The 12,384-nt window shown below is 34.4% G+C and carries 12 protein-coding genes; 2 read left to right on the top strand and 10 right to left on the bottom strand.

The annotated features are described in order from the left end of the window. Window positions 1-4: 4 nt before the first annotated feature. From CC92_RS0116520 to CC92_RS21150, 10 genes are all read right to left on the bottom strand, one after another. Window positions 5-2,362, bottom strand: a complete 2,358-nt coding sequence (locus CC92_RS0116520) for an ABC transporter permease (RefSeq protein ID WP_029501535.1) — start codon at window positions 2,360-2,362, stop codon at window positions 5-7. A gap of 2 nt (window positions 2,363-2,364) precedes the next feature. Further along, the gene (locus CC92_RS0116515) at window positions 2,365-3,120 is read right to left on the bottom strand and encodes an ABC transporter ATP-binding protein (RefSeq protein ID WP_029501536.1); all 756 of its coding nucleotides are present in this window, start codon (window positions 3,118-3,120) and stop codon (window positions 2,365-2,367) included. Between the two features lie 269 nt (window positions 3,121-3,389). Continuing rightward, window positions 3,390-4,568: a sensor histidine kinase gene (locus CC92_RS0116510; protein WP_162175531.1), complete on the bottom strand. Its 1,179-nt coding sequence runs from the start codon at window positions 4,566-4,568 to the stop codon at window positions 3,390-3,392. Between the two features lie 71 nt (window positions 4,569-4,639). Then, window positions 4,640-5,314, bottom strand: a complete 675-nt coding sequence (locus tag CC92_RS0116505) for a response regulator transcription factor (RefSeq protein WP_029501538.1) — start codon at window positions 5,312-5,314, stop codon at window positions 4,640-4,642. 367 nt (window positions 5,315-5,681) lie between these two features. Beyond that, window positions 5,682-6,995: a Na+/H+ antiporter NhaC family protein gene (locus CC92_RS0116500; protein WP_242841316.1), complete on the bottom strand. Its 1,314-nt coding sequence runs from the start codon at window positions 6,993-6,995 to the stop codon at window positions 5,682-5,684. A gap of 352 nt (window positions 6,996-7,347) precedes the next feature. Beyond that, window positions 7,348-7,827, bottom strand: a complete 480-nt coding sequence (locus CC92_RS0116495; protein ID WP_029501540.1) for a GNAT family N-acetyltransferase — start codon at window positions 7,825-7,827, stop codon at window positions 7,348-7,350. A gap of 45 nt (window positions 7,828-7,872) precedes the next feature. After that, the gene (locus tag CC92_RS0116490) at window positions 7,873-8,253 is read right to left on the bottom strand and encodes a hypothetical protein (RefSeq protein WP_029501541.1); all 381 of its coding nucleotides are present in this window, start codon (window positions 8,251-8,253) and stop codon (window positions 7,873-7,875) included. A gap of 202 nt (window positions 8,254-8,455) precedes the next feature. Then, window positions 8,456-9,301, bottom strand: a complete 846-nt coding sequence (locus CC92_RS0116485; protein WP_029501542.1) for an aminoglycoside 6-adenylyltransferase — start codon at window positions 9,299-9,301, stop codon at window positions 8,456-8,458. 201 nt (window positions 9,302-9,502) lie between these two features. Continuing rightward, a complete protein-coding gene (locus CC92_RS0116480) occupies window positions 9,503-10,348 on the bottom strand; it encodes a helix-turn-helix transcriptional regulator (protein ID WP_029501543.1) in 846 nt (281 codons plus the stop codon). A gap of 280 nt (window positions 10,349-10,628) precedes the next feature. Then, entirely contained in the window at window positions 10,629-11,741 is a 1,113-nt protein-coding gene (locus CC92_RS21150) for a helix-turn-helix domain-containing protein (RefSeq protein ID WP_034218557.1), read from the bottom strand. A gap of 136 nt (window positions 11,742-11,877) precedes the next feature. On the opposite strand from CC92_RS21150, the gene CC92_RS23660 reads away from it, so the two are divergent. Then, window positions 11,878-12,057 carry an AAA family ATPase gene (locus CC92_RS23660; protein WP_155998656.1) on the top strand — a complete coding sequence of 60 codons (180 nt, stop codon included), beginning with the start codon at window positions 11,878-11,880 and terminating at the stop codon, window positions 12,055-12,057. A 117-nt stretch (window positions 12,058-12,174) separates the two neighbouring features. Then, window positions 12,175-12,378: a hypothetical protein gene (locus CC92_RS0116465; protein WP_155998579.1), complete on the top strand. Its 204-nt coding sequence runs from the start codon at window positions 12,175-12,177 to the stop codon at window positions 12,376-12,378. The last annotated feature ends 6 nt before the right edge of the window (window positions 12,379-12,384 follow it).

The raw sequence follows: 12,384 nt of genomic DNA, 5'->3' as shown, positions 1-12,384 counted from the left end.
TCTCTTATTGATCAAATAGTTTAGTAGGTGATATTCTTCTAATTCTTAGTGAAGATACCAATATCGTTACCACTGAAATAAGAACAATTCCTATCGGGATAAAAACTATATATTGATAAGGCATGATAAAATTAACCTTCATTATCCCATTACTTGCTAGCAACATCCGAGAAAATGGATTCGACATAAGAACTCCCAAGATTAATCCTATTACACCACCCAATAAAAATACTGGCAGATAACTATAACCAACATGTAAAATTAATTGCGAGGTGGTATAACCTAGAGCTTTGTAAATACCGTATTGCTTTTGTTCCTTAATGATTTTCACTTTGATTAAAAGTAGCAATATTAGCACTACAGTGATGATAGTAATTCCACCGCATACGATGCAAAGTGCTGAGACGGAACCGTTGAATGATTCCATCACTGTATTAATAGATTCTTCAATATTAATAATCAGTTTATCAACATCAGAAAACTCATTGTTTAGTTTTTTAATAAAAGCATCTACATTCTCTCCATCTGAAAGGTAGATAGAAGCCATTGTTATCTTATAATTTGGTTTTAGCCTCTTAACCCCTTCTGTTGTAAGACTAGCACCCTTCCCAAGTCCACTAATATGTTGTTTCACACCAACAATTAGATATTGCATTTCATTACCGAAGGAGGATACTGTAACACTATCACCTAACTCTAATCCAAGATCAGCTAGCGTTTTATTGCTAACCACGATTTCATTCTCATATTCCGCAAGTCTACCAGTCATTAATGTATCTATCTCAAGCAGCGAAAAATCATCCGTTATCTCTAATCGTACCTGGCTCTCCTTTTCCCCATTTTTTAATAGCATATCTTCCCAATTGTAATCAAGAACCTTGGTGACTTCCTTCATTTCCTTCACTTTGTCAATAACCTTATCATAGTCTTTTGCATCCACTGACATTTGAATTTCAGAGGTTTCCACCCCTACTAGGTTTAGTAAAGCAGAATCATCAATTACAAAGTTGTAATACATTCCAATCGCATATACACAAGCAAATGTTAGAAGAGAGATAATCACCGACATCACAATATTTTGTTTTCTATTAAACAAAAGCCCTTTAATACCAATGGCTAAATTGAGATTTAATTTTGATTTTTCAAGCGGAATATAATTTCTTTTAAAGTTATGTGTTTCAATACCACTACGCAGAGCAACCAATGGGGTAATTCTTTTTAATTTACTTGCGGTCATAGCTGTTACAATAATAATCATTAGTAAATTTATTATGATACTAATAATGATTCCTAAACCGCTAATATTCCCAATCCATTGTAACCCTATGGAAGCTGATATAATATTTCCAACAGGAGAAGACGTTAGTATAGCGATAGCCAGACCTGCTAGTATTCCTCCTAGTGTTAACATAAAGAATTCAAGTAATAAAGCATATTTTATCTGCTTTGTTGTATACCCAATAGCCTCAAGAGAACCTATATTTTTTATATTCTTTTCTAAATGAACGATAATTGAAAATCGGATTACAACTAAAGCAATCACTAATAATATCAGAGAAAAAGCAATTAGTATGACCATAAGAATGTTCACAAACATTGTGGTCCCTTCTTTAAACGTATCATAAGATAGAATCTGTAAAAAATCATTTTCCTCTGTCATACTTTTAAATTCAAGACCAAAACTTCTCTCAAACTCCTCGCTACTTAATCCCTCTAAGCGAAGATTAATAACACTTTGTTTTGCACTTTCTCCCACATCTTCTCTAAGAGTTTGAAACATGGAATCATTCACAAAAAACTGATACATCGAGATATTACTTGGCGTAGCAAAGATAACATTTTCATAAAATCCTGCAATCACATAAGTATGAGTATGATTATCAACCTTAATCTCAAGCTCATCACCAGTTTCATAGTGATCAGCAGTTTTTAATATATAAGGTACTATGATACCATTTTCTAACTTTTCCGAAGCTTCATCAATAATAGGAATTTGGCTGATCTCGTAAGGATCATTTGCATTTAAAACAATAGTAATCAGATTTTTTTCCTTATCTTGTTTCGTAATATTGCGAATCTTTGGAGAGGTATAATAGACACTGTCATGTACTTCATATTGACTAACTTCATCTCTTTGGTTCAGTAAGGTAATTACCTTATCAAGGCTTGATTTCCCAACAAGGAGGGTGCTATCAGCACCATTTAGCCTTTCATTTTTAATATCTACAAACTCATTTAGCTGACTTTCCACACCAATTCCGGTATACATCATAAAGGTAGATAGTATGACAAGGAGAACCAAAATAATAGAAGTAGCAAGTGAACTTTTGATATTGTTCTTTGCAATTAAAAATAGCTTCATACTTACCACCCCATTTTCTGTAAGAATTCATGAAGGTTGGTATGGCGATTTTTATCATCTTTTTTATAAGGACCTAAGTTACACTCATCTAGAATCACACCATCTTTAAGGTAGAGAATACGATTTGCTCTCCTTGCAGTCTTAATATCATGAGTAACCATAACGATGGACTGACCTTTTTCGTTCATCTTTGTCATGACGTCTAAAACATTCGTTGCATTTTCAGAGTTAAGCGCACCAGTTGGTTCATCAGCAAATACTATCTCAGGTTCATTAATCAATGCTCTAACAATTGCAACTCTTTGTGCCTCTCCACCAGAAAGTTGGGAAGGAAATTTGTTATAACACATATCATCCAAGCCAACCTGTGAAAGTAACTCCTTTGCCCTCCTTGAAATAGTTTTACGGTCCTTACATACCAATAGTCCACTGACTAAAATATTATCTAGGATACTCATTGTTTCGTTTAGATAAATCTGTTGAAAGATAAATCCGCAATGAGATCTTCTAAATATGGCTAATTTATCATTGGAGTACTGACTAATCATAGTATCTCGAAAGATTATTTCACCTAACGTTGGACGGTCCATTCCTGATAACGCATACAATAAGGTTGATTTCCCAGAACCTGAACTTCCCATAATAACAGTAAAATCTCCTTGTTTTATCTGTATATTAAGATTCTTTAATACATGCTGCTGTATACTTCCAGTAGAAAATGTTTTACATAACATTTTCGCTTCTAAAATCGTTGGCATCCTTCATTCCTCCATATAATTTATAAACTTATTATACGTTTGGAACCTTAAGTAGTCTTTTTCCATTTCTTATGAAATCCTTATCTGTTTCTTAAATCTTCTTATTTTATAACATCGCCTTCTCTTTTATTGAAAACATGCCTACTCAGTAAGAAATCATTCTGTATTCTGTGCCGAGGATTACGCAGGCACAAACTATGCATGAAAAGTGTAAAGCTTTAGAATTTCTTTGGTGTCGTCTTTTGGCGCTTAGAAATTCTCTTTACACTTCATCCTAATCGAAGATATAAGGTAACCACAAATCCCTGATCACAATAGATATCAAGACTTCCTTTCATCCCTTCCATAAACTGTTTTGCCAAATATAACCCAAGTCCAGAACCGCTTGTATTAGAGCTATTCTTACCGCGATAGAACTTTTCACATAGCATAGGTAAATCACATTCCTCGACTCCTTCTCCAAAATCACGGAAGGCTATTTTTAGATACTCCTGCTCAATACAGGTGGTTACCTCTATTTTGCTTCCTGCATATTTGTACGAATTGTTGATGATATTATCGATTACTTGGCTAAGTCGTAGTGCATCACAATAAATTAAACATTCTGGAATTGGTGTTACGATATGTATTTTTTTAAAGTGATTCAGCTGCTCCAGCATGTCATTAAGTATTGTGCTTAATTCATCCTTACCATTAATTTTTAGAACGGTTAAATCCTCTAATGTAGCATGAAACATATCACTGATTAAATGGTCAATCATATCCGCTTTCTCGTTAATAATTTGAACTTTTTGTACGGTATCAGTCTCCTTACTTTTCACTGTAATCAGCTCGCAATATGCCTTTATTGTTGATACTGGAGTTTTGATATCGTGAGATAGACTAGCTACTAACTCTTTTTTGCTTTTATTTGCCTCAAATTCTCCTAATCTTGCCGCTTTGAGTTCTTCTCTCATAAGGTCAAAGCTTTCTGTAAAAGCACCAAAATAATTTTTCTTTTTCATATGTAGCGGGAGATCGAGATTCCCTGCAGCAACGCTCGCAGCAAAGCTTTTAAGATTTATAAATGGCCAAACAAAATTTACATAAAAAAATGCACCAAGTCCCCATACAAAAAGTAAAAGACATCCAAATAGTAATGTGCTCATTCGTAATAAATGATTTCGATATGAATCCACTGCCATGGTATCAAGAGGAAATATAACCTTTCCTATCATGGTTTCACCATTTTTAATATCCATAATCGTAGCTCTAGAGGCTAATCCCTGATAATTTTTTTTGTCATATTCTGGATCGTCACACAGAATGACTTCGAAATCAATGCCATGGCTCACTGTAATCGTATTCTTAGTGTCAGATATTGCATCGCCCTTTAGAAGGTGTTTTTCTACACTTTTTACTATTGCATTCATTTGAGATATATCTAATTTTGAGACTGTTTGATCCATTAGATATCCTATTGTAAGTAGATACAACCCAACTATGAAAAAAGTTATCCCGATCATCCATTTTTTTAGTTTCATAACTCCAAACGATATCCCGTTCCCCAGATTGTTTTAATGATTTCTGGATTATTTGCGTCTTTCTCAATCTTTTCTCTTAACTTTCGAATATGTACATTTAATGTACCATCGCTAAAAAATGCATCTCCCCAAACATTAGCAAATAACTCATCTTTTGTTATCACAGCGTTTGGATGTTTATATAGATAAAGAAATAGCTTAAACTCTTTGTTTTTCAACTCTATCTCCTTATCATCCACGTACACCTTCCTTGCCTGTATATCAACCCTTATTCTACCTGAGTGCATTGGAAGTTTTTCTCTTGTATCCTCTAGTCTTTTTAGTACCACCTTAACCTTAGCAAGTAATACACTAAGAGCATACGGTTTTTTAATATAATCGTCACCGCCGATATTAAGAGCCATTAAAATATCATCATCACTTTGTCTTGCACTAATAAAAAAAATAGGAACATCAGAAAACTGACGTATTTTTTTACACAATTCAAATCCACTTTCCTCATGTAAATTAATATCTAATAATAATAATTTAACTTCGTTTTGTTCAAGAAACATAAGACAGTCTCTTTCCTTCCTCACATAGGTCGTTGATACACCAAACATATTAAAATATTCACAAGTTGCTATAGCAAGTTCCTTCTCATCATCTACTACCAGACATGTATATCCCATGGCTACCTTCCCTTCCCCTTACTTAATGTACGAATGATAGGACAAGAAACACCTCTTACCTATAATAGCATTGTTAAGCCTCACTCATTATTTTATTAATTGTAGCAGATATAACTCAGTATGAAAAGATGGAAGAATTATAACATTGTCTTTGCTCTTACAAAATTTTTTTCTGATTGTTTCGTTTACAAAAAAGTTCTTTCATCAAAAAAAGGAGACAAATGTCTCCCTTCATGACAAGCACTCTTGATGCATGGATAAAGATACATTTGTCTCCTTTTCAGGGGTGAGTTGATATCCTTACATTAACAGCATTTGATAGAGGAATGCTTTATATTTTTCCTATTACTTTTCTTATCTTATCGATTTACTTCACTCGTGGTGATTTACTACAAAGAATTGCGATAATCCCAGATACAGCCATCAGAATAGGGTAGAAGAGATATGGAATTATTTCCATCGGTGCGATTGTTACTCCAACAGCAGCAGCACCTGCGCTAGCATATAAAAGCTGAGCACCATATGGTATGATTCCTTGCCAAACTGAGGTGAAAATATCTAGTAAAGCAGCCGTTCTTCTAGGTTCAATTTGAAACTCTTCTGAAATATCCTTCGCAATCGGTCCAGCCATGACAATCGCAATTGTATTATTAGCAGTAGAAATATCTACTAAGGAACTTAACGCTGCGATCCCAAATTGCGCTCCTTTGTTTGTTTTTACTCTTTTTTTAATTAAAGATAGGATATAATCGATTCCTCCATTTTCCTTCACTAAACCTATGATACCTGCAACCACGATGGAAATTACCGTTATGTCATACATGCTCATGATACCACCTTTTCCATCCGTACCACTTGCTATCACAGTAAAAATCGATGCAATCGGAATCGTTCCACTCACAACTCCTACCAGAATGGAACAAAATGTTCCAAGTAAAAGAACTACAAATACATTGCCCCCAACTAAAGCACCAATTAGAACGACCAAGTACGGTAGAATCCGAAAGAGATTATATTCAAGTTCACCAATTATTTTATATTCAGAATTCCCAGCTAATAAAAGGAATAAAAGAATTGTAATAATCGCTGCTGGTAGTACAATCTTAAAATTCTCTCTAAATTTATCCTTCATCTCACAACCTTGTGTCTTCGTTGCAGCTATCGTTGTATCAGAAATCATAGAAAGATTGTCTCCAAACATTGCACCGCAAACAACAGCACCAATACACATAGCCATGGTAAATCCTGTTTTCTCACCAACCCCAACCGCAATCGGTGTTAAAGCAGCAATTGTTCCAACGCTTGTCCCCATTGCAATAGAGATAAAACAAGCAATGATAAAAAGCCCAGCTACAGCAATTTTGGGTGGCATAATGGATAACCCAAAATTCACCGTGCTTTCCACTCCACCTGCTGCCTGCACAGCACCTGAAAATGCCCCAGCTAATATAAAGATTAGACACATTGTCATGACATTTTCATCTCCCATACTTTTTGTCACAACACGAAGCTTTTCAGACAAGCTTTTTTTTGGATTTTGAATCAAAGCTACTGCAAGTGCCAGTAGAAACGCGACAATGGCAGGCATTGCATAAAAATCCTCAAACAATATTCCGCTTCCTATAAACAATATTAAAAAAACTCCTATCGGGAGTAAACCACTTAATTTTCCCTGTTTCACAAGTTGCTCCTTTCCTATCAAGTTCTCTTTTGTAGTTTTTTGCTTAAGTCCCAAAAATATCTATAACAACATATGCTTTTACTATTTTACTTTACAGTATGATAGGTTACACATAAATAGGAATCTTAATGCAAAAAGTTACCGTCACAAACCGATGAAAAGATTTGTGACGGTTCTTTACAAGCCTCTTTATATTACTAGGAATCACTTCCCTTTGTCAAACTCTTTTCATCAAGCTTTTTCCTTTTCATTCTGAAATTCCTTGATCTCATCTGTCGATGCATATCTGACATAGTGTTATTTCTCTTTTACTTCTATTTCTATTATCTCATTAGGAGTAACTGATTCCTTCCTATTTTAAACAAAACAAATATAAATCGCTCTCCGTCTCATAAGTAAAACCCGCAGATAATAAAGTATTACACGAAGCTTTATTCTCTTCTTCAGGTTTTACAATAATACGTATTGCTCTATCCTGTTTTGATATTTCATTAATCAGCAAGTAAACCATATCTGTACCATATCCTTTTCCCAGATAGTTTCTATCACCCAGTAAGTAATCGATACTGTAGGTACCTTCTAACTCAACGTTACCATGCCAATCCTCACCACTTTGCCTATACTCATAATACTGGCAAAATCCGATTGGCAATCCTTGATATACCACTATAAAATGATGAATCCACGAATATACATCTTTTCTATGTGCTATTTCGCTAATCCAGGATAACGGGTGCTCATACCACTTAGCAACATAATCCTGATAGAGCCAGTCTTTCATATATTCTAAATCAGAATCTTGAAATATCCTAAGACTTAATCCTTCCCTCATACTTCCTCCATTTCATAGTGACTGGAATCTCCGTAGTTTTTTCTCCTAACTAATCCTAGTTATGTATTGGCAATACACGTAGATATTCTGAATCTTTTTTGCTTCTGAACCGATTGGAGTCTGAATTACTGGCTGTGTTTCCGATGGTGTGATAAATAACTTGAAAGCGATAGCATCTTGACCAACTCTCATGTTCGCAATATTCTTATACTTTATTCCTCTTTGTTCAATGCCAAGATAATCAAATACGATTTCTTCTAAGTCATAACCAGCAAAGCAACGGATAATATCACGTTCCTCATGCATCTCGATAATTGCTTTTGCCTCCTCAAAACTTAATCCGCTGCATCGAAATTCTCCTTCATTCATCATCGACATAACATTCCTGTTGTCTACTAAAAGTAGCGGTAAATCCTCTCTTTTCATCGTCCACCTCCCATTTTATCATAACAACATGATTTCAAACGTGAATTTTAATTAGGTTCCACGTTTTAGTGAAACTGATATAATATATGAATTTAATTATATCCATAGTACAAGAATCCAACGTATCATAGGAACTGCAAGACAATTAGGTGATACAAAACAGAAAAGAAAGTAAACCTTCCAAACAATAGTGCTAATAATATTACCACTCTGCGTCCTTTCGCATTCTATCCTGAAAGTATGACATTACCTTTCTTGCAATATTTTCAGGATATTCTATACCTTTGATTTTGCATATTTCTTTCGCATCCTCATAAAAGATAGGCATACATTCTTTTACCATACTCTCATAAGAAGAAAAATCTGCGGTTGCAAAATATTGGGTTAGATGATTTTGCTTATCGGCTGGGACACAATGCTTTACCTTACTTTCCCATGCTCCCCAATCCAAGTTGTCATATTGTGAAAGTAATAAATCAACATGGCTGTGAAAAAGAATATCAACATTTTTAATTAATTTAAATATATCTTTTCGTTTAAAGTACTTAATTAGCATCTCTGCGTGAAACCAATAAGTATCTATCGCACGTACCGTATCTGGGATGTCATTGTTGGTACGGTAGCCATGGTCAAGAAATCTTTCCACTCCACCTTCCCGGTCAAAAATTATAGTTTCTCTAGTACAACCTTTACAATGCTGTCTGCACATCCAATCTTCTGGAAAATCTTCATTAATGATAAAAAAATCAAACTGATGTAAGTTTTCTCCCAAACGTATGACACTGCAATAATTTTTAAAATGCTCATCATTAAAGCTTTCTCCCCAAAAAATCAATAACTCATCTGATACCTTTTCTAATATCTTTGGTACGTCTGCGGCAAATTCTTTAAAATCAGAATCCGCAACTAAAAATACCGGATCAAAATCAGAATAAAGATCTGATTCCCCACGGCTGATTGAGCCATAATGCCACCCACCCTTACACCTTTTGTCTAATTTTAATATCTCAATTACTCTGAAAAAAGCTTCTTCCAAATCTCTATGCATCTTAGTACCTCCCCTTCTCGTAATATGTTCATCGTATCACGGGAAGGAAAAGAAGTATTGTTAATTTTAGCCATCTTTTTGTAGATTTTTATCTTTAACTCTATTTTTTGTTAAAAAGGTTTAAACGATAGCAGTAAGATATAAAAACCGAAGGTTAATTTTCATAAACTTATTCCTTAAAAAGACGCTTTAAACTATGTATCAAGACATAGCATCAAGCTTCTTAGATAGTCTGTATTTTGCAGGAGTTATATGATAAACTTTTTTAAATACTTCAATAAAGGACTTAACATTAGAAAATCCATTACTATAAGCTATAACGGTAATATTAGAATCACTATTCATCAATTCAAGCTGCGCATGATAAAGCCTGATTTTATTCAAGTAATGATAGTAAGATTCCCCAGTACACTTTTTAAAGAACCGAGAAAAATAGGTAGGAGACATTCCGATTTCACCCGCAATTGTATTTAGTGTAAAGCTGTTTTCATAATTAACCTCCATATAACTGAGAATCTTTTTAATCTGGTGCATATCCTTTAACTCTCTGTTTGTACTGATTACTTCTTTTCTTCTTTTACAATCCGTTAATAAGACATAACCTATTTTTCTGAGCAAGATTGAAAGTTCCAGTTCATAATACTCTTCTTTTCGTTCATAGACTCTGGCGCATTCTTTCATTAATTCAATAATCTTTTGTTTTGCCATATTTTTCCCTTTGAAATCAAACTCATAATGATCTATCTCCGGACAATATTCTTTTAATAATTGATAGGATAGCAAGATCGTCACTGTACGAAATGGTGCACTATCCTCCGCTTTTGTCTCATGAAGTTCCTCGCTATTTACAAAAAAGAAATCATCAGCACCGATTTCTATCTGTTTGTGATTAACATATCCTCTGATCCTTCCTGATAAAACCAAATCAAACTCCAGATGTTCATGCCAATGGAGCGGATAATGATTGTTACCAGAACTTGAATCTCCCAAATATATCCTGGCTGGAATTATTTTGTCTGTTTCTATTGTCTCTTGATAATAATTCATACTCCCCTCCACATAAAATACTAAAATAACTTTAGTAATAACTCTATATTACATATTAAATCTTGTTCTTACCAGTTTTATTTTAACAGTTATTTACATAATTTTCTACACTAAAATATTAATTCTTCTTTTCAAAATAGTAATTGATCGAATGAATGAAAAGTACCGTTGTAACAAGAATGCATGCACCATTCTTATGGGATAAGAAAAAATCCAATGATTCTATTTTCATTGGATTCTTATCTTGACCCATTATATGTATGATAACTATAGGAATAAACTATCTTCTACCAAATGAAATTAAAAATCCAAAGAAGAATAAGAAAGATAGGTTACCTTGATTATCCGTAAAACTCTTCGACATCTCAATTTGAAATTTTATCAACTTTTCTATTTCCGAACGCTTGTATCCTCTACTCATATAGAACTCAATTCCCTGTTCTGAAATAGTCTGCTCTTCTGTTTGATAAAATCCTCGATAGGTTTGAAAAGAATTACATAGATTCTCATAATCCTTGTTATCTGGAGTGATAAATGATACTTTATCATTCATTCTAACGTCAACGTCCTTTAACCCTATCTCTCTCATAAGAAAAGGTAAACGCATTCCAATTGCATAATCCCTTCCCTCACAATCCAATTCTTTTAACCATAATTTTCTCCAATCAAAAGAATTGCAAAGTGAATCATACTTCATTCCTTCAACGTAGAAACCAACATTTTCAATCTCTCGATTAATTTCCACACAGATTACAAGACCGCCCGGCAAAACAGCCTCTTTCATACTATCTAAAATCTGTAACGGATAGTTCATATGACGTAACGCTGCCTGACATATGCTTACATCATACTTACATTCCGCATGAAATTGATAGATATCAGTACTAATGTAGGTTACATTTTCTCCATAGAAATTCTTCTTCGCTCTTTCAATCAAACATTGGCTATCAACTCCGGTATAAGTACTTCCATCTGGGAGTAGTGGAAGAATTCTCTTACCAAGATCACCATCGCAGCAACAAAATTCAATGATATTAACTGGTTTCTGAATTCTCCACACCTCTTTTATGAGATAGTTAAGATAATCCTCATTCCAAAAGAATAGACGATCGTGTTCTATCACATTCGTCCGATTCTTCCAGTTCTCCCGGTCATCCGTATTACGGGGCATATACTTTAAATCTTCGATAGGTTTTAACCCCAGAAGTTCATCAACGGATACTTGAAAATAATCTGCTATAAGTGGTAGCAATGTGATATCTGGTAATGTTGTTTTTGTCTCCCATTTACTAACAGATTGAAACGTTACCCCTAAAAAATCTGCTAATTCCTGTTGACTTACTCCTTTTCGTTTTCTTAATTGTGCTATTTTTAGATCCATAGTAGCTGTCATATCAAACCTCCTTATTGTAATATCACAAATGTACCATAAGATACTTCTCTATCCTATAACGCGGTTACTTAGAAAACTCACGTGGCAAGCGAATCCGATTTCCATACTTTTATTTTACACTACTTAGAATACTTTTATCTTAACAGGTTGTAGCGGAGTAGGAAAAACCACTACTGCGCAGGAGCTACTTCAAAGAGAAACGAACTACATCGTAATGGATGCAGATATTCTCTATAATATCATGCCACATGAGACAGAGGAAGATTTGCTAGATTGGGTGGAACATATCATGGAATTTTCACTTACTATCATGTAAAGCGGTAAGCCACTCCTATGGACGATTGCTGGTGCTTTAGACAAATTCGAAGTTACTTATCATCGACGTTTTTTCTCTAACATCTATTATTTGGCTCTAGTTTGCAGCAAGGAGGCTTTGGAGAAGCGCATGATGGAAGGCAGACAGATTACAAATGAAGATTGGATCTGTAGCTCCATTGACTACAATCGATGGTTCATGGAAAATGGTACCTTGCCAAGTGGCAATATTGACACATTTGATATTACCAAAAAGACCGTATCAGAAGTAGCGGAATATGTTGACTGGTGGGTGAGAGATAAGGTAAAACTGACTAAGTAATCCTAA

Origin of the sequence: Lachnoclostridium phytofermentans, assembly GCF_000733755.1 — a bacterium.
In the GTDB taxonomy this organism is placed as follows: Bacteria; Bacillota; Clostridia; order Lachnospirales; family Lachnospiraceae; genus Lachnoclostridium; species Lachnoclostridium phytofermentans_A.
This window is presented reverse-complemented; position numbering and strand designations above follow the sequence as displayed.